The organism is Ectorhizobium quercum, assembly GCF_026552795.1.
GTDB classification, from domain to species: domain Bacteria; phylum Pseudomonadota; class Alphaproteobacteria; order Rhizobiales; family Rhizobiaceae; genus Ectorhizobium; species Ectorhizobium quercum.
The window spans coordinates 18,445-37,031 of sequence record NZ_JANFPI010000006.1 but is presented as its reverse complement, the minus strand read 5'-3'; the positions used below and the strand labels follow the sequence as shown (position 1 = coordinate 37,031).

General features: G+C 63.7%; 15 protein-coding genes. 9 read left to right on the top strand and 6 right to left on the bottom strand.

What is annotated here, in order from left to right; translation table 11 throughout:
- Positions 1–99 precede the first annotated feature (99 nt).
- From gatB to NOF55_RS17350, 5 genes are all read left to right on the top strand, one after another.
- Positions 100–1,602 (top strand): Asp-tRNA(Asn)/Glu-tRNA(Gln) amidotransferase subunit GatB, encoded by a 1,503-nt coding sequence (gene gatB / locus NOF55_RS17370; protein WP_306412383.1) that lies wholly within the window; start codon positions 100–102, stop codon positions 1,600–1,602.
- Positions 1,603–1,617: 15 nt separating this feature from the next.
- Positions 1,618–2,121, top strand: a complete 504-nt coding sequence (locus NOF55_RS17365) for a GNAT family N-acetyltransferase (protein WP_306412382.1) — start codon at positions 1,618–1,620, stop codon at positions 2,119–2,121.
- A 7-nt stretch (positions 2,122–2,128) separates the two neighbouring features.
- On the top strand, positions 2,129–2,590 hold the full coding sequence (locus NOF55_RS17360) for a GNAT family N-acetyltransferase (RefSeq protein ID WP_306412381.1): 462 nt from the start codon (positions 2,129–2,131) through the stop codon (positions 2,588–2,590).
- A 146-nt stretch (positions 2,591–2,736) separates the two neighbouring features.
- The gene (locus NOF55_RS17355) at positions 2,737–3,135 is read left to right on the top strand and encodes an NADH:ubiquinone oxidoreductase subunit NDUFA12 (RefSeq protein WP_306412380.1); all 399 of its coding nucleotides are present in this window, start codon (positions 2,737–2,739) and stop codon (positions 3,133–3,135) included.
- Positions 3,136–3,365: 230 nt separating this feature from the next.
- Positions 3,366–3,800, top strand: a complete 435-nt coding sequence (locus NOF55_RS17350; RefSeq protein ID WP_306412379.1) for a DUF2155 domain-containing protein — start codon at positions 3,366–3,368, stop codon at positions 3,798–3,800.
- 12 nt (positions 3,801–3,812) lie between these two features.
- On the opposite strand, the gene aat is transcribed toward NOF55_RS17350, so the two are convergent.
- The 5 genes from aat to NOF55_RS17325 all read right to left on the bottom strand — a co-directional run bounded on the left by aat (position 3,813) and on the right by NOF55_RS17325 (position 7,693).
- On the bottom strand, positions 3,813–4,430 hold the full coding sequence (aat, locus tag NOF55_RS17345) for a leucyl/phenylalanyl-tRNA--protein transferase (RefSeq protein WP_306412378.1): 618 nt from the start codon (positions 4,428–4,430) through the stop codon (positions 3,813–3,815).
- 3 nt (positions 4,431–4,433) lie between these two features.
- Positions 4,434–5,777 (bottom strand): acetyl-CoA carboxylase biotin carboxylase subunit, encoded by a 1,344-nt coding sequence (accC, locus tag NOF55_RS17340; RefSeq protein ID WP_306412377.1) that lies wholly within the window; start codon positions 5,775–5,777, stop codon positions 4,434–4,436.
- Between the two features lie 12 nt (positions 5,778–5,789).
- Entirely contained in the window at positions 5,790–6,254 is a 465-nt protein-coding gene (gene accB, locus NOF55_RS17335) for an acetyl-CoA carboxylase biotin carboxyl carrier protein (protein ID WP_306412376.1), read from the bottom strand.
- Positions 6,255–6,274: 20 nt separating this feature from the next.
- Positions 6,275–6,709 carry a type II 3-dehydroquinate dehydratase gene (gene aroQ, locus NOF55_RS17330; RefSeq protein ID WP_306412375.1) on the bottom strand — a complete coding sequence of 145 codons (435 nt, stop codon included), beginning with the start codon at positions 6,707–6,709 and terminating at the stop codon, positions 6,275–6,277.
- Between the two features lie 222 nt (positions 6,710–6,931).
- Positions 6,932–7,693, bottom strand: coding sequence for a DsbA family protein (locus tag NOF55_RS17325; RefSeq protein ID WP_306412374.1), 762 nt, complete (start codon positions 7,691–7,693; stop codon positions 6,932–6,934).
- A 203-nt stretch (positions 7,694–7,896) separates the two neighbouring features.
- Between NOF55_RS17325 and NOF55_RS17320 the strand changes: the two genes are divergently transcribed.
- Positions 7,897–9,045 (top strand): pyridoxal phosphate-dependent aminotransferase, encoded by a 1,149-nt coding sequence (locus NOF55_RS17320; protein WP_306412373.1) that lies wholly within the window; start codon positions 7,897–7,899, stop codon positions 9,043–9,045.
- A gap of 347 nt (positions 9,046–9,392) precedes the next feature.
- Here NOF55_RS17320 and NOF55_RS17315 read toward each other — a convergent pair whose 3' ends face one another.
- Positions 9,393–12,335, bottom strand: a complete 2,943-nt coding sequence (locus tag NOF55_RS17315) for an Rne/Rng family ribonuclease (protein ID WP_306412372.1) — start codon at positions 12,333–12,335, stop codon at positions 9,393–9,395.
- A 641-nt stretch (positions 12,336–12,976) separates the two neighbouring features.
- On the opposite strand from NOF55_RS17315, the gene NOF55_RS17310 reads away from it, so the two are divergent.
- The 3 genes from NOF55_RS17310 (at position 12,977) to NOF55_RS17300 (ending at position 18,543) form a co-directional block, all read left to right on the top strand.
- Positions 12,977–14,257: an N-acetylmuramoyl-L-alanine amidase gene (locus NOF55_RS17310; protein WP_306412371.1), complete on the top strand. Its 1,281-nt coding sequence runs from the start codon at positions 12,977–12,979 to the stop codon at positions 14,255–14,257.
- A gap of 281 nt (positions 14,258–14,538) precedes the next feature.
- Positions 14,539–16,995 carry a penicillin-binding protein 1A gene (locus NOF55_RS17305; RefSeq protein ID WP_306412370.1) on the top strand — a complete coding sequence of 819 codons (2,457 nt, stop codon included), beginning with the start codon at positions 14,539–14,541 and terminating at the stop codon, positions 16,993–16,995.
- 186 nt (positions 16,996–17,181) lie between these two features.
- Positions 17,182–18,543 (top strand): esterase-like activity of phytase family protein, encoded by a 1,362-nt coding sequence (locus tag NOF55_RS17300; RefSeq protein ID WP_306412369.1) that lies wholly within the window; start codon positions 17,182–17,184, stop codon positions 18,541–18,543.
- Positions 18,544–18,587 lie beyond the last annotated feature (44 nt).

Below are 18,587 nucleotides of genomic sequence, written 5' to 3'. Positions count from 1 at the left end.
GCCTTTCCATAGCATCCGCCGGTTGACAAAAGCTTGCGCCGCCGCGGCAATTGCTCTACCTCAGCAGGACATTCACCGAAGTCGAGACAAGAGCATACCATGACCATCGTTGACGTTCGCACCCCCGACCCGAAACGCTTCATTCCCGGCGCCACCGGCGATTGGGAAGTCGTGATCGGCATGGAGGTTCATGCGCAGGTCACCAGCAATTCCAAGCTGTTTTCCGGCGCATCGACCCTGTTCGGCAATGCGCCGAACGCCAACGTCTCGCTGGTCGATGCGGCGATGCCGGGCATGCTGCCGGTCATCAACGAGGAATGCGTGAAGCAGGCCGTGCGCACCGGCCTCGGCCTGAAGGCGGCGATCAACAAGCGCTCGATCTTCGACCGGAAGAACTATTTCTACCCGGACCTGCCGCAGGGCTACCAGATTTCGCAGTTCAAGGACCCGATCGTCGGCGAGGGTAAGATCGTCATCTCGCTCGGCCCCGACCGTCAGGGCAATTTCGAGGACATCGAGATCGGCATCGAGCGCCTGCATCTGGAACAGGACGCCGGCAAGTCCATGCACGACCAGCACCCGACCATGTCCTTCGTCGACCTGAACCGCTCCGGCGTGGCGCTGATGGAAATCGTCTCCAAGCCGGACCTGCGTTCCTCCGACGAGGCGAAGGCCTATCTCACCAAGCTGCGCTCCATCGTCCGCTATCTCGGCACCTGCGACGGCAACATGGACGAGGGCTCCATGCGCGCCGACGTCAACGTGTCGGTGCGCCGTCCGGGCGGTGAGTTCGGCACGCGCTGCGAGATCAAGAACGTCAATTCCATCCGCTTCGTCGGCCAGGCCATCGAATACGAGGCGCGCCGCCAGATCGCCATTCTGGAGGACGGCGGCGAGATCGACCAGGAAACCCGCCTGTTCGATCCCGGCAAGGGCGAGACGCGCTCCATGCGCTCCAAGGAAGACGCGCACGACTACCGCTATTTCCCCGATCCCGACCTGCTGCCGCTCGAATTCGACGACGCCTTCATCGAGGCGCTGAAGGCCGGACTGCCGGAACTGCCGGACGACAAGAAGACCCGGCTGGTCGAAACGCTCGGCCTGTCGGTCTACGACGCCTCCGTGCTCGTATCCGAAAAGGCGATTGCCGACTATTTCGAATCGGTGGCCGAGGGCCGCGACGCCAAGACGGCGGCCAACTGGGTCATCAACGACCTCATGGGCGCTCTCAACAAGGCCGGAAAAGCCATTGAGGAGACTCCGGTTTCGCCCGCCCAGCTCGGCAGCATCATCGATCTCATCAAGGACGGCACGATCTCCGGCAAGATCGCCAAGGACCTGTTCGAGATCGTCTGGAACGAAGGCGGCGATCCGGCCGAACTGGTGGAATCGCGCGGCATGAAGCAGGTGACGGACACCGGCGCCATCGAGAAGGCCGTGGACGACATCATCGCCGCCAACCCGGATCAGGTCGCCAAGGTTCAGGCCAAGCCGACGCTGGCCGGCTGGTTCGTCGGCCAGGTGATGAAGGCGACCGGCGGCAAGGCCAACCCGCAGGCCGTGCAGGCCCTCGTCAAGGCCAAGCTCGGCATCGAGGAATAAGGGAAGGGGACGGCGATGTTCTTCGTCCGTACGGCTTCCAGAGGCGATTTGGAAAAGGTGCGGGCGCTGCTCGCGGATGCCTTTCACGCCACCTATGACCGTTTCTACGGACCGCAGAAGGTGCAGGATCTGCTCGACGGCTGGTCTTCGCCGGCCGCGCTCGAACGGCGCCTCGACGCCAAGGGATCGGAATTCCTGGTGGCTGACGACGGCAAGCGCATCGGCGGCATGGCCTATGCGCGGCGCAAGGATTCGCGCCCCGAAACGGTGATCCTCCACCAGCTCTATGTGCATCCCGACTGCCACCGGCAGGGCATCGGCCGCGATATCTTCGCAGAGCTGGAAACCTGCTTTCCCGGCGCCGACAGGATGGAGCTGGAGGTGGAGCCGCGCAACGAGCAGGCGGTTGCCTTCTACGCCGCGCACGGCTTCCTGCCCGTCGAGGAGATCGTCCATGAAAGCGGGCTTGCGAAGGGGCTGAAGGTGCTGGTCATGCAGAAGCCGCTCGAAACCTTCTGAGGCCGGCATGCTGGATGCGCTTCTGATCCGCCCGGCGCGGCAGGATGATATTCCGGCGCTCGTCGCCCTCTACGAGGCGGATGAATTCGGCCACGGCGACAGCCGCGATCCGGCGTTTCTACCCGCCTATCGCGCCGCCTTCGCTGCTATTCAGGATTCGTCCGCCGAAGACCTCTACGTGGCTGAGCTGGACGGCACTATCGTCGGCACGTTCCAGACGCTGATGACCACGACGCTGACCGGGCGGGGAACGCTGGCGATGATCATCGAGGCGGTGCAGACGCGCGCGGATTGCCGCGGCAGGGGCATCGGAGCACGGATGATGGCGTTCTGCATCGACGAGGCCCGCAGGAGAGGGGTGAAGACGGTGCAACTCACCTCCAATGCGTCCCGGACCGATGCCCACCGCTTCTATGAGCGCCTTGGCTTCGTGAAATCCCATGCAGGCTTCAAGATGAAGCTCGCCTGATGCCCGATCGTGCCGCCACGTCTTCATAGACATGAAGAACCGGGTCTTGCCCCTCTCGAACCACTGGACAACGCCGGGGCGAGGCGGCATAAGCAGAAAGAAACATTCGTGTTGCGCGGTTCGCCGCGTGCCTTCGAGGACAGGACATGAAACAGCTCATCACACAGATTTTCACCTGGTGGAACGGTCAGACGATCGGCACGCGCTTCTTTACCTGGCGCAAGGGCACCAAGGTGGGCGAGGACGAGCTGGGCAACGTCTATTACGAAGGCACGATGACGACCTGGGGCAAGCCGCGCCGCTGGGTGATCTATAATGGCTATGCCGAAGCCTCGGCCATTCCGCCCGGCTGGCACGGCTGGATGCACTACCGTACCGACACGCCGCCCTCGAAGGAACATTATGTGGCCCGCGAATGGGAGAAGTCGCATCGCGCCAACCCGACCGGTGGGCCGAACGCATACCGTCCCCCGGGCTCGCTGGCCGTTCCCGGCGAACGTCCGCGCGTGACCGGCGACTACGATGCCTGGACGCCGGGCAACTAACCCTTGCCATATTTCGCATTTACGCAAATGGGAAGCACCGCCGGAAATGGCGGCCAATGATTGACAAACCCTCTCCTCTGTCACCCTCGGGCTTGACCCGAGGGTCCACAAAGCGGATGCCGCCGGATGCCCGGATCAGGCCCGGGCATGGCGAAACAGAGTAACGGGTGCTTTGTCAGCAGTCTGAGCCGCCGGAAACGGCGGCCTTCGATTATGGTGCTGAGGACAGGATGAGCGTGATTTTCGGACGATCTGCAATACGGACGGCAGGTGCGCTGGCGCTCTCCCTTCTCGGTGCCCTGAGCCTTTACGCGCCCGTTCGCGCCGAGCGTCTCTCCAATCCCGTCGCCGTCTTCTCCGGCATCGACAAGATTACGGGCCGCATCACTTCCTTCGACGTCTATATCGACGAGACCGTGCAGTTCGGCGCGTTGCAGGTGACGCCCAAGGTCTGCTATTCGCGCGACGAAACCGAGGCCCAGCGCATCGATGCTTTCGTGGAAGTCGACGAAATCACCCTCGACCGCAAGATCCGCCGTATCTTCACCGGCTGGATGTTTGCCGACAGTCCGGGGCTGAACGCCGTGGAGCATCCGATCTATGACGTCTGGCTGACGACGTGCAAGCAGCAGTCCGACGTGCCGGCTCCACCGCCGTCCAACTGACGGCCGGCCGTCTCAGAAGGCGAGATGCGGAGAGGACATGGCGCTCTCCAGCAGTTCCAGATAGGCATCCTTCGGAATATCGATGGCGCCGAACGTCTTGAGATGGTCGGTGGTGAACTGTGTGTCGAGCAGGGTGAACCCCTTTTCCCGCAGCCGTTCCACCAGCGCCACGAGGCAGACCTTCGAGGCGTTGGTGCGCCGGGAGAACATGCTCTCGCCGAAAAAGGCGGAGCCGAGGGACACGCCGTAGAGCCCGCCGACGAGTTCGTTGCCTTCATAGGCTTCGACGCTGTGGGCGTGGCCGAAGCGGGCAAGCGTGCAGTAAAGTTCGTAGATCGTCCCGTTGATCCACGTGCTTGGCCGCTCCGGCGTGGTTTCCGCGCAGGCACGCATCACCGCCGGAAAATCGTGGTCGAAGCGGATGTCGAAGGGCTTCCTGCGGATGAACTTCGCAAGGCTGTGCGAGACGTGGAAACGCTCGTCGAGGGGCAGGATGCCCCTGAGTTCGGGGGAGACCCAGAAGATTTCCGGGTCGTCCGCCGATTCGGCCATCGGGAAAAGCCCGATGGAATAGGCGCGCAGCAGAATGTCGGGCGTCAGCTCGTTCTGTCCGCTGCGCCGCCTCGCCATCGGTCAGGCACTGGTGCTGGCCAGATATTTCTCCAGCCAGTGAATGTCGTAGTTGCCCGCCTGGATATCCGCGTTCTTCACGAGGTCCTGGAACAGCGGCAGCGTGGTCTTGATGCCGTCCACGACGAACTCGTCGAGCACGCGCGACAGACGCTTCAGGCACTCGTCGCGGGTGCGCCCGTGGACGATGAGCTTGCCGATGAGGCTGTCGTAATAGGGCGGGATCTTGTAACCGGCATAGGCGCCCGAATCGATGCGCACGCCGAGACCGCCCGGTGTATGGAAGGTCGTGATCGTGCCCGGCGAGGGAACGAAGGTGCGCGGGTCCTCGGCATTGATGCGGCATTCGATGGCATGGCCGTGGAAGACCACGTCCTTCTGCTCCACGGAAATACCCTTGCCGGACGCGATGTTGATCTGCTCGTAGACCAGATCGATGCCGGTAATGGCTTCCGTCACCGGATGCTCCACCTGAAGGCGGGTGTTCATTTCGATGAAATAGAACTCGCCGTTCTCGTAGAGGAATTCGACCGTGCCGGCACCGCGATATTTCAGCTTGCGCATCGCCACGGCGCAGATCTCGCCGATCCTTTCGCGCTGCTCGTCGTTCAGGGCCGGCGAGGCGGCCTCTTCCCAGACCTTCTGGTGGCGCCGTTGCAGCGAGCAATCGCGTTCGCCGAGATGGATGGCGTTGCCCTCGCCGTCGCCCAGCACCTGGATTTCGATGTGGCGCGGCTTTTCGAGGTATTTCTCCATGTAGACGGCGTCGTTGCCGAAGGCGGCTGCCGCCTCGGAGCGGGCTGTCGACACGGCTTCTTCCAGTTCGGCTTCGGTGCGGGCCACCTTCATGCCGCGGCCGCCGCCGCCGGCGGTCGCCTTGATGAGAATCGGGAAGCCGATGCCCCTGGCGATTTCCAGCGCATTTTCCGGACGGACCTCGCCGTCGGAGCCCGGAACGACCGGAATGCCGAGTTCCACGGCCGTCTGCTTGGCGGTAATCTTGTCGCCCATCAGACGGATATGCTCGGCGGTCGGGCCGATGAAGGTGATGCCGTGCGCATCGAGAATATCGGCGAACTTGGCGTTTTCCGACAGGAAGCCGTAACCGGGATGAACCGCGTCGGCGCCGGTGATCTCACAGGCGGCGACGATCTGGTGGATGTTGAGATAGCTGTCGCGCGACGGCGGCGGGCCGATGCAGACGCTTTCGTCGGCGAGGCGCACATGCATGGCGTCCGCATCGGCCGTGGAATGGACGGCGACCGTCGCAATTCCCAGCTCCTTGCAGGCACGAAGCACGCGCAGCGCGATCTCGCCGCGGTTTGCAATGAGGATTTTCGAGACCATCAGTGTTTCGCCTTACTCGATGACGACGAGCGGCTCGCCGAATTCGACGGGCTGTGCGTTCTCGACGAGGATGGCCGTGACCTTGCCCGCGCGCGGAGCCGGGATCTGGTTCATGGTCTTCATGGCTTCGACGATGAGCAGCGTCTGGCCTTCCTTGACCTGGGCGCCGACTTCGACGAACGGGCTCGCGCCCGGAGCCGGTGCGAGGTAGATCGTGCCGACCATCGGCGAGGTGACGGCGTTCGGGTTGTCCTTCGCGGAAACAGGCGCGGCCGGTGCGGCTGCGGCCGGCGCCGCGGCAGGGGCGGGAGCCGATGCGTAGACCGGGGCGGCGGCCTGGACGATGGTGGCGTTGCGGGAGACGCGAATGCGCAGGTCGTCCTGTTCCACTTCGATTTCGGAAAGGTCGGTATCGCGCAGGATATTCGCCAGATCGCGGATCAGCGTCTGGTCGATACCGGATTTCTTGTCAGCCATGAAAGTCTCCCTTTGTCTTGTTATTCCGTGATGGATTTGAGCGCGGAGAGCGCAAGCGTGTAGCTGGCGGGACCGAAACCGCAGATCATGCCCTTGGCCGCGGGCGCGATCAGCGAGCGGTGACGGAATTCCTCGCGAGCGTGGATATTGGAAATATGCACCTCCACCACCGGAATGGAGATGGCGCGGATGGCATCGTGAAGCGCGACGGAGGTGTGTGTGTAGGCCCCCGCATTGATGGCGACGCCCAAGGCCTTGTCGTTAGCCTCGTGCAGCCAGTCGACGAGGACGCCTTCGTGGTTCGACTGGCGGAAATCGACCGAAAAGCCGAGTTCGCGGCCTGCCGCGACACAATCCGCCTCGATGTCCTTCAGGGTTTTGCCGCCGTAAATGCCGGGCTCGCGCTTGCCCAACATGTTCAGGTTGGGACCGTTCAGCACGAAGACTGTCTTCATTGTCTGCTGTTCCGTTAGCGCGTGACACTTTCAGCCGTCATCGGGCGAAGGAAAGGATCAGGCTCAGTTCCTCACATGCTGCGAAATCCTCGCCGCCGGGTGGCGCGCGGATGCCGCAATTTAGCGAACACCTATAGCCGTCAAGGCGATCAAGGGGAAGCCCCCAGACGACCGGAGAAGCCTGTCCACAGACCGGTGCCGTTCGATCGGCGCGGTTTCATGTCAGCAGGTCGCCTTGCCGCAACCGCGCAGGTTGGCGATCTTCCGGTCGAAGGCGTCTATGCCGTAGGCGCCGGGCAGGGTTTCGTCGCCGACGATATAGGCCGGCGTGCCGTTGAAGCCGAGCGTCAGCGCCAGTTGATGCGTTGCGGCCTGCGTGGCGTCGTTCGGGCTGTCCTTCATGGTCCGGCGCAGCGTGGCCTCGTCGATGCCCAGCGAAACCGCTGCGTCGATGGCCTTGTCCTCGTTGGTGCGGCTCTGCGCGCTCATGACCCTCATGAAGAAGTCGCCGTATTTCTCCGGCGCGACCTTGCGCACCGCATCGGAAACGCGGTGGGTGGCATCGGAATCGGGGCCGAGGATCGGCCATTCCTTGAGGACGAAGCGGATGTTCTTGTCCTTGCCCAGCAACTCGGTCATCGTCCCGAGGCTCTGTTTGCAGTAGCCACAATTGTAGTCGAAAAACTCGACGATGGTGACATCGCCTTTCGGATTTCCGAGGACGAGATCGACTGGCGACTCGAAGATCGCCTCTCTGTTGTTGTCCAGCGCGGTCCTGGCCTGCTGGTTGCGGGCCTCGGCGATCTTCTCTTCCAGCGCATCCTGCACTTCCAGCATGATTTCCGGATTCTCGATCAGATATTGCTTTACGATCTCGCCAATCTCCTTCTTCTCGGCATCACTGAATGCGCCGGCCGGCGGCGCGGCCAGAAGAAGGGCCGCGCCCAGAAACGGCGCGGCGGCGAGGCGGGCGGTCTTTCTCATGGTTCTCTTCCGATCTCTGTCCGAATCCGGTTGCGCGAAGCCTAGTGCAGTTGCGAAGAAGGAGGAACGGCAAAAAATCGCCTTTCCGCAAGCTCCTGCCATTGTGAAGAATGCCATAATACGGCAATTGTCGGGCAAATTCGGGCGCATCGCGCTGTAGACCGCCGCTCCCGCCGATTTTTTATCCCGTCGAGGAGACTTTCGTGATCCTGCCTTCCAAACGTTCCGCCGTCGAGCCGTTTCACGCTATGGATGTTCTGGCCGAAGCCACGAAGGCCCGCCAGGCCGGCCGTCCGGTGATCTCGATGGCAGTCGGGCAGCCCTCCGCCCCGGCGCCGAGGGCTGCGGAAGCCGCTCTCGCCCACGGCCGCATCGGCTACACGGATGCGCTGGGCCTGCCGGAACTGCGCAAGGCGATTGCCGGGCATTACGCCGACCGGCATGGCGTCGAGGTCGATCCCGCCCGCATCGCGATCACCACCGGCTCCTCGGCCGGCTTCAATCTGGCGTTTCTGGGGCTTTTCGACGCCGGCGACCAGGTTGCCATCGCCCGTCCCGGCTATCCGGCCTACCGGGCAATCCTCGGCGCGCTCGGCCTCACTGCGGTGGAGGTCGCGGTGAATGCGGCGACCGGCTTCACCCTGACGCCGGAAAGCCTGGAGGCGGCCGAACGCGAAACGGGCAAGCCGATCAGGGGTGTCCTGCTGGCAAGCCCCGCCAACCCCACGGGAACGGTCACGGGCAGGGCAGGGCTCAAGGCGCTGGCCGACTGGTGCGCGGCCCGCGGCGCGGCCTTCATCTCCGACGAAATCTATCACGGACTGACCTTCACGGGGGAGGAGACGAGCGCGCTGGAACTGACGCAGGATGTGGTCGTCATCAACTCCTTCTCGAAATATTATTGCATGACGGGTTGGCGCATCGGCTGGATGGTGCTGCCGGAAAACCTTGTCCGCCCGCTCGAATGCCTTGCCCAGAGCCTCTATATCTCCGCGCCGGAACTGTCGCAGATCGCCGCCGTCGCCGCGCTCGGCGCCGGCGAGGAACTGGATGCGTGCAAGCAGACCTATGCCGCGAACCGCGCCTTCCTGATGCGCCGGCTGCCGGAGATCGGGCTGCCCCTGCTTTCGCCGATGGACGGGGCTTTCTACGCCTATGCCGACGTCAGCGCCCACACCAACGACTCGATGGCGTTCGCCAAGCGGATGCTGGCCGAGATTTCGGTCGCCGCAACACCCGGCTTCGACTTCGATCCCCTGGAAGGCCATCGTGCGCTGAGACTGTCCTATGCCGGTTCGCAGGCCGAAATCGAAGAGGCCGTGAACCGCATGGAAGGCTGGCTGAAACGCTAAAAGGAATCCGCGTTCAAGGGCTTGCCGGCATTTCCGGATTCATCGTCCGAACGGCTTGAATCGGATTGTGAAGTGCGGCTTCGGGTTTGAAGTCGTCAGACTGCCGACAACCAGCCTATCGCTCTCTTTTGTCATGGTCGGGCTTGGACCCGACCATCCACCGCGTTGCTCGCGGCGTGGATCCTCGGGTCAAACCCAAGGGTGACGAAGAAGAGGGTTCGTCAATACACTTGATGGCCTTTGGGCATGGAATCCATCTTTTCCGGACGTCGCGCTCCCCGGCATGGATGTGAAACAGAAAAGGCCGCCCGGAGGCGGCCTTTTCAGAATGCTGTGTAACGGGCGGCTCAGAGGAAGCCGCGGCGTTGCCACCAGCCGGCTTTGCGCGGCTTTGGCGGTTCGTCGTTGCCGTCTTCGCCCTTGTTGGACGTGACCACCGGTGCGGAAGAGGCGATATTCTCGCCGCGATTGCCGCGCGACGCCTTGGCTTCTTCCGTAGCCACTTCGGTCACGATCTTTTCGATGACGATCTCGGCGGCGACGTCGGGTGCCACTTCCTCGAGGCTCGCTTCGATGGCGGCTTCGGCCACCGTTTCGATCAGCGGCTCCTCGACCGGCGAGGCGACGGCCTTGGCTTTGCGGGTGCGGCGGGCCTTCGGAGCTGGAACCTCGGAGGTGGCGGACTCAACGGCATTCTGGGCGGATTCGGGGGCTGCCGGCGTTTCCGATACGGCCTCCACCGGTTCCGCTTCGGTCACGACCGGGGTGTCGGCAAAGGCTTCGGCTTCGCCGTTCTCGTCGCCGTCATCCTCCGCTTCCCCGGACGCGTCCTCGCCGGATGCGTCCTCGCCGGATGCGTCCTGAGCGGCGGCGATATCGCCTTCGTCTTCCGTCCGGTTGCGGCGACCGCCTCCGCGCTTGCCGCGACGGCGGCGCTTGCGCTTCTGGGCATCGTCCTTGTCGGCGGCCACGGCATCGGTTTCCGAGCTTGCCTCGTCGGCGTCGTCATCCTCTGCGTCGCCGTTTTCGTCCTCTTCGCTTCCGTCCTCGCCGCGCGCGGCGATCTGGTCCGGATCCTGGCCGTTGCGGTTGTTGCGGCGGCGGCGGCGGCGCTTGCGCTTGCGGCCCTGCTGGTCATCGCCGGCCGCTGCGCTGTCGCTCGCCGCGCGGACCGGAATATCGTCCTCTTCCTCGTCGTCGATCTCTTCGGGAACGTAATCGTCCTCTTCCTCGACGATAGTGAAGGGCTGAAGCAGGTTTTCGATCTTCACCGGGTTTTCGACCGGCTCGCCCTTGTCGATGGCGAAGTGCTGCGAGCCGATGCCGTCATCCGTTTCGACGAAGATGGAGACGCCGAAGCGATTCTCGTAATCGAGGATGGTGTTGCGCTTGTGGTTGAGCAGGTAAAGCGCGGTTTCGGGCGTCGCGCGCACGACGATATCGTGCGTGGTGTTCTTGAGCAGGTATTCCTCGATGCCGCGCAGCACATGCAGGGCGACGGAGGATTGCGACCGGACATGGCCCGTACCGCCGCAATGCGAGCAGATCTGCGTCGTCGATTCCAGAACCGAGGCGCGGATGCGCTGGCGCGACATTTCCAGAAGGCCGAAATGCGAGATGCGGCCGACCTGGATGCGGGCGCGGTCATGCTTCAGGCAGTCCTTCAGCTTCTTCTCGACGGCGCGGTTGTTGCGCTTCTCTTCCATGTCGATGAAGTCGATGACGATCAGGCCGGCGAGGTCGCGCAGGCGAAGCTGGCGGGCGACTTCCTCGGCCGCTTCCAGATTGGTCTGGAGGGCGGTGTCCTCGATGGAGTGCTCGCGGGTCGAGCGGCCGGAGTTGACGTCGATGGCGACCAGCGCTTCCGTCTGGTTCATGATCAGGTAGCCGCCCGACTTCAGTGTCACCTGCGGCTGGAGCATGCGGTCGAGCTGCGCCTCGATGCCGGAGCGCGAGAAGATCGGATGGATGTCGCGGTAGGGCTGAACCACCTTGGCGTGGCTCGGCATCAGCATCTTCATGAAGTCCTTGGCTTCACGATAGCCTTCCTCGCCGGCGACGATGACCTCGCTGATATCCTTGTTGTAGAGGTCGCGGATCGAGCGCTTGATCAGCGAGCCTTCCTCGTAGACGAGGCAGGGGGCCGTGGAGTTGAGCGTCAGCGTGCGGACGTTTTCCCACAGGCGCATCAGATATTCGAAGTCGCGCTTGATCTCGACCTTGGTGCGGTTGGCGCCGGCGGTACGCAGGATGACGCCCATGCCCTGCGGCACGTCGAGGCTGCGGGCGATTTCCTTCAGGCGCTTGCGGTCCTGCGGATTGGTGATCTTGCGCGAAATGCCGCCGCCGCGCGCGGTGTTCGGCATCAGGACCGAATAACGGCCGGCCAGCGACAGATAGGTGGTAAGCGCCGCGCCCTTGTTGCCGCGCTCTTCCTTGGCCACCTGCACCAAAAGGATCTGGCGGCGCTTGATGACTTCCTGAATGCGGTACTGCTTGCGCGGCTTGCGCACGACGCGGTCCGGAACCTCTTCCATCGCGTCTTCCGCGCCGACGGATTCGATCACTTCCTTTTCGTGATTGTTGTCGTCGTCGTCATCGTCGTCATCTTCGAACTCGCGGCCGCGGCCGAGATCGGCCTCCTCGGAGATCGTGTCGGCGTCGACGGCGGCGGCCATGACCCCGCCATCGCTCTCGTCGCCCGGCTCGTCCGTCGCCCGAGCGGCGTCCGCGGCAGCGGTTTCGCCTTCCGGCGCAGCCTCGGCCTTCTTGGCGCGGGAACGGGTGCGGCGCGGCTTCTTCGGCTTGGCGGGTTCTTCCACCGCGACAGGCTCTGCCGTCTCGGCAGCCTCCGCTTCAGCCGGGACGATTGCCGTTTCGGTTTCGACGGCGGCGCTCTCCTCGACGACAGTCTCCGCGGCGGCTGCCGGCTTGTCGGCTTCCTTCGCCTGCGGGGCGGACGGTTCGGACGGGTCGTCGTCGTCGCGGTCGGCGCGGCGATGCTCCTCGGCCTCGGCCTTCAGCAGGGCCTGACGGTCGGCGAGGGGAATCTGGTAGTAATCCGGATGGATTTCCGAGAACGCCAGGAAGCCGTGGCGGTTGCCGCCATAATCGACGAAGGCGGCCTGAAGCGAGGGCTCGACCCTCGTTACCTTCGCCAGATAGATGTTGCCCCTGAGTTGTTTCTTGTGCTGGGATTCGAAATCGAACTCTTCTATGCGGTTGCCGCGAACGACGACGACGCGTGTCTCCTCCTCGTGGGAGGCGTCGATAAGCATTTTATCTGCCATTGAAATTCAGCTCCTCGGCATGAGGAAACGACGACGGGCCGACCGCTGCGAGCGGCTGGCCCGTGAAGAACGTTTCCTGTCATGCCGGATAATGGGTGTCTCGCCGGCCTCAGGCTCAGGATCGGCGGAAACACAGCAGGCCGGATGTGAGACACCCAGTCTATCGCTGTTTCTGAACAAATCCGCTTCGCCAACATCAAAGACCAAACGAGAAGTCGATATAACCTAGACCGTGACGGTCCGATGAATTGCTCTCTGGGAGCGCGGCGGAAATCCGCCCTGTATGTTTTTCCGGCCACCGCCGGTTTGCGATCGTGTTTCCGGTCAAAGCCTTCTGACGTCGGATGAGGTTAGGGAGATGGGCGCCAAGTCTCGTTTCGTTGGCAGCCTGCCTTTTCCCCTATCCCGTCGGTACTTTAACCTTATCTGGCCTTTTATGTTTTATCCGTATGAAGTGCAAGGGAAAAGCCGCTTCGCCATATTATTGATGGAATTGCGCACCTTAAGAGAATCACGGCATTGCTGCGCGCCGCGATGCAGAATCGGCTCTGTTTGCCGGCAAAACATCGCTCTCGATGCTCCGCCGGCGCGGATTTTGACGATCTGCATGTTTTTCGCCGCGGTCAGACGGAAGGAACGGAATGCGAAAAAAATCGGCCGCCAGCGCAGGTGAGACCGGAAAAGGCGTCCTTCGCACCCTGGGGCGATTCGCGGCCGCCTGTCTGGTCGGGCTCGCAGCCGTCTTCGTTCGGACGCCCGTTCCGGCCGCCGCGCAGGGCAGCGAACTGATCGCTTCCGCGGCGCGCATGGCGGGCGACCGGGTGAAAACCCGCGTCGTTTTCGACTTCGACCGCGACTTCGCCTTTTCTGTCCATTACGTCACCCGGCCGGACAGGATCGTCATCGATCTGCCGGCGACGCGGTTCGAGCTGGAAGGCGGCGGACCGAAGGGAACGGGGCTTTTCGAGGACATCCGCTACGGCGCGATGGACGCCGACAGCGCCCGCATCGTCCTGGCCGGCGTCAAGCCGGCGCGGCTCGCATCCTCCCGCGTCATGAAGAACGAGGACGGCAAAGGCTATCGGCTGGTTCTGGAGGCCGAGGAAGTGTCCCCGGAGGCCTACCGCGAACTGGTCGCCACCCAGAGCTGGCAGACGCCGGATGAGGAGACGCCCGCCGACAAGGCGGCGTTCTCGGCCCTTCTCGACGCCGTGAAGCCGTCGCGGGAGGAGTTCGTCATCGCGGTCGATGCCGGGCATGGCGGGATCGATGCCGGGGCAAGCGGCGTGACGAGCGGAACGCCCGAAAAGGAAATCACGCTCGCCGCGGCCAAGACGCTGGTCGAGCGCCTGAACGCCGAGCCGGGCATCCACGCTTTCCTGACCCGCAGCGGCGACGAATTCCTGTCGCTGTCCGAGCGCGTCAACATCGCCCGCAAGGGGGAGGCGAACCTGTTCCTCTCCCTTCATGCCGACACGCTGAGGCAGAAGGACATCCGCGGCGCCACCGTCTACACCATTTCCGACAGGGCGTCGGACCGCATGGCTGCCGATCTCGCCAAGCGCGAGAACCTGTCCGACGAGCTGGCCGGCCTCAGCCTGCCGGACGGGCCGTCGGACGTGGCCGACATCCTGCTCGACCTGACGCGGCGCGAGACGCAGGCTTTCTCCATCGCGCTCGCCCGGTCGGTTGTCACCTCCTTCGAGGGACAGGTGGGGCTGATCAACAATCCGCACCGTTTCGCCGGTTTCCGCGTGTTGCAGGCGCACGACATTCCCTCCGTCCTGCTGGAGCTCGGCTTCCTGTCCAACCCGGAAGACGAGAAGCTTCTGCTCGACGATGCATGGAGAAAAAAGGTGGCCGATCTCCTTGCTGTCGCAATTTCGGGTTATCGCAAGAAGACGGTGGCCGGAGGCGGGTGATCGGCCCGGTGCCGTCCCGCCTTCAGGCGGAATGGCCGGGCTGTGCCGGAAGGCGGTTAAAAATTGGGGACGGCGGGGTGAAACCGCCGCCGCGAGTCCTATTTTACCCACATTCCCGATGTTGGAAGGGGTATTGTTTCCCAGGCACGGGAAGCTTCCGGATTCGACTTTGGCGCCCTTGCGCCGGCATACGGGTTGTCAACGGGCTTGCGGCGTGCAAAACGCCGTGAAACGCGGTATGGAATGACATACGCGCAATGGCGGGAAATCGGTAGCACTGCATGATCAGATTGATTGGATATTTTTTCGGGCTGGCCAGCGTTCTGTTTCTCGGCGTGACCGCCGCGGTCGCCGTCTACCTGTCGGGCATCATGCGCGACCTGCCGGATTACGAGGTGCTGAGCGCCTATGCGCCGCCCGTGACGACGCGCGTGCATGCCGGCAACGGCGAGCTGATGGCGGAATATGCCAAGGAAAAGCGGCTTTTCCTGCCGATCCAGGCCATTCCCGATCGCGTCAAGGCCGCGTTCATCGCCGCCGAGGACAAGAATTTCTATAACCATCCGGGCGTCGACCCCTACGGTCTCGCTCGCGCGGTGGTGAACAACATCCAGAATATCGGCTCCGACCGCCGGCCGGAAGGCGCCTCGACCATCACCCAGCAGGTGGCGAAGAATTTCCTTCTGACATCGGACCAGACGGTGACGCGCAAGGTGAAGGAAGCGATTCTGTCCTTCCGCATCGAGAAGGCCTATTCGAAGGACAAGATCCTCGAACTCTATCTGAACGAGATCTTCTACGGCCAGAACGCCTACGGCATCGCCGCCGCCGCGCTCACCTATTTCAACAAGTCGGTGACGGAACTCACGATCGCCGAGACCGCCTATCTCGCCGGTCTGCCGAAGGGCCCCAACAACTACCACCCGTTCCGGCGCACGGAAGCGGCGATCATCCGGCGCAACTACGTGATCGACCGCATGGCGGAGGACGGCTACATCACCGCCGAAGAGGCGAGCGACGCCAAGAAGCAGGATCTCGGCGTCAACATGCGCCGCGGCAGTTCCTATCTCTTCGCCTCCGACTACTTCGCCGAGGAAGTCCGCCGCCAGATCATCGCCCAGTATGGCGAACAGACCCTGTATGAAGGCGGTCTTTCGGTGCGGACCTCGCTCGATCCGCGCATGCAGATCGCCGCGCGCAAGATCCTTCAGAACGGCCTGATCGACTATGACGAGCGCCGCGGTTTCCACGGCCCGGTCGTCCGTCTCGAAGGCGCCAGGGAATGGGGTGAGGCGCTTGCCGAGGTTCCCGGGCTGCGCGACGTTCCTGAATGGAAGCTCGCGACGGTTCTCGATGCGACGCCCGATCACGTCGAAATCGGTCTCCAGCCGCCCCGCGACGGCGGCGGCCGGGTCGTGGCCGAGCGCGTGACCGGCACGATCCAGCCCGACAACATGAAGTGGGCCTATCGCTCCGCGACCGGCGCCTACCGGAACGCGCGCTCGCCCGATCAGGTCCTGTCGCGCGGCGACGTGATCTACGTCGAACGGATCGGCGACGAGAACAGCACCCAGTGGCGCCTGCGCCAGCCGCCCAAGGTTCAGGGCGGTCTCGTGGCGATGGACCCGCATACCGGCCGCGTGCTCGCGATGGCGGGCGGCTTCTCCTTCGCCCAGTCCGAGTTCAACCGCGCCACGCAGGCCATGCGCCAGCCGGGTTCGTCCTTCAAGCCGTTCGTCTACGCGGCCGCCCTCGACAACGGCTATACGCCCGCATCCGTGATCCTCGACGCGCCGGTGGAAATCGTTTCCGGCGGCAAGCTGTGGAGGCCCGAAAACTATGGCGGCGGCTCTGCCGGCCCCTCGACGCTGCGTCTCGGCATCGAGAAATCGCGCAACCTGATGACGGTGCGGCTGGCTGATGACATGGGCATGAGCCTCGTGGCCGAATATGCCGAGCGCTTCGGCATTTACGACAAGATGCTGCCCGTTCTCGCCATGTCCCTCGGTTCCGGTGAAACGACCGTTCTGCGCATGGTGTCCGCCTATTCGGTGCTTGCCAACGGCGGCAAGCAGATCAAGCCGACGCTGGTCGACCGCATTCAGGACCGCTACGGCAAGACGATCTTCCGCCACGAGGAGCGCGTGTGCGAGGGCTGCAACGCCCAGAGCTGGACCGGACAGGACGAGCCGCAGATCGTCGACAACCGCGAGCAGGTGCTCGACCCGATGACGGCCTACCAGATCACCTCGATGATGGAAGGCGTCGTCAAGCGCGGCACGGCGGCCGGCAAGATCCAGCTCGACCGCGACGTTGCCGGCAAGACCGGCACGACCAACGACGAGAAGGACGCCTGGTTCGTGGGCTATACGCCCGATCTCGTGGCCGGTCTCTATATCGGCTACGATACCCCGGCGCCGCTTGGCCGCGGCGGCACCGGCGGCGCTCTGGCCGCCCCGCTGTTCAACGGTTTCGTGCAGGAAGCGGTGAAGGGAACGCCGCCGTCGAAGTTCATCGTGCCGGAAGGCATGGTCATGATCCCCGTCGACCGCAAGACCGGCATGCAGTCTGCGCCGGGCGATCCGGACATGATCATGGAGGCCTTCAAGCCCGGCACCGGCCCGGCCGACAGCTTCTCCGTCATCGGCATGGACAGCGTGATGGCCCCGGAAGAGATCCTGCGGACCTCGCCCCAGGCCAACCAGGCGGTGCAATCGGGCTCCGGCGGCCTTTTCTGAACCTCCTTTCGAGACCTTTCCGATCATCCGGCTCCCTATTGGCCACCGCGGCTCTCGCGGTGGCCGTTCTGCGTTTCCGGGCGCCGGTCGCGCCCGTCATGAAACCGTGATTTTGGTGAAAATCGCCTGTCACACATGCAGGCTATGTCCAGGCGTCCATTTCAACCGGATGCGAAGGAAACCACCATGTTCAAGACGTTCCTCCTTGCGAGCGCCGCCGCGCTCGCGCTCGGCCTGCCGGCCGCAGCAGAGACGGTGTTCAAGTCCAGGCTGGCGGGCCATGCCTATCTGAGCGCGCTGACGCTGGTCGCGCCCCCGGCCGATGCGCCGCGCGACGCCCTGGTTTCCGGCAAGTTCACCGGCAAGGTCCGCAACGACCGGCCGATGTCCGCCCCGGGCGACGTCGGCCCCGCCTATGGCAGCCATGCGACCGGCATTTCCCTGCCGCTGATCGGCCAGCCGGTGCAGGGCATGTCCGGCTTTGCGATGAACCGGGCAGACGACGGCAGCGTCTTCACGCTGACGGACAACGGGTTCGGCACCAAGGCGAACAGCCCGGACGCGCTGCTGTTCTTCCATCGCATGAAGCCGGATTTCGCGGCGGGCGCGGTCGAGCGCCTCGACACCGTGTTCCTGCACGATCCGGACCGCAAGGTGCCGTTCCGCATCGCCTATGAAGGCACCGAAAGCCGTTATCTGACCGGCGCGGATTTCGATCCGGAAAGCATCCAGTACCTGAACGGCGAAGTCTGGATCGGCGACGAATTCGGCCCCTATATCATCCGTGCGAAGGCCGATGGCCGCGTCGTCGCCGTTTATCCGACGCTGCTCGACGGCAAGGTGCTGACCGGACCGGATACGCCCGGCATCGTCGTTCCCGCGGCCCCGGGCAAGGATTTCCGCGTGCAGCGTTCCGGCGGTTACGAGGGCATGGCGCTCCAGCCCGGCACGAACCGGCTCTGGGCCATGCTCGAAAAGCCGATCCTCGGCGACGATGGCGAGCCGGAAGGCGATTTCCTGCGCGTCATCACCTTCGACACGGACAAGGGCGAATGGACCGGCGACAGCTTCAGGTTCAAGCTGGCCGACGGCGCCGCGGCCATCGGGGATTTCAACTTCATCGACGAAACCCGCGCGCTGGTGATCGAGCGCGACAACGGCGAAGGCGATGCGAGTCTCGCCTGCGCCGAGGGCGCGCAGGACAAGTCGGCCTGCTATCCGCTCCCGGCCAGGGTGAAGCATGTCGTTCTGGTCGACACGTCGAAGGTTGATGCCGAAGGCTTCATCCATCGCATCGGCCATATCGACCTGATGGATATCGACGATCCCGATGGCAAGGCGATACCCGAAATCGTCGCCGGCCGCGATCTGAACGGCAAGTTCACCTTCCCCTTCCTCACCATCGAGGACGTGATGCGCGTCGACGACACGCATATCATGGTCGCCAACGACAACAACCTGCCGTTTTCCGGCGGGCGCGAGATCGGCCGGGCCGCCAATAACGAGTTCATCCTGCTCGAAGCCGGCGATTTCCTGAACGCGCGATAAGGCGCGAAGGACCTTCCGGGCGGTGCCGGAATCGAGGCCCTTTC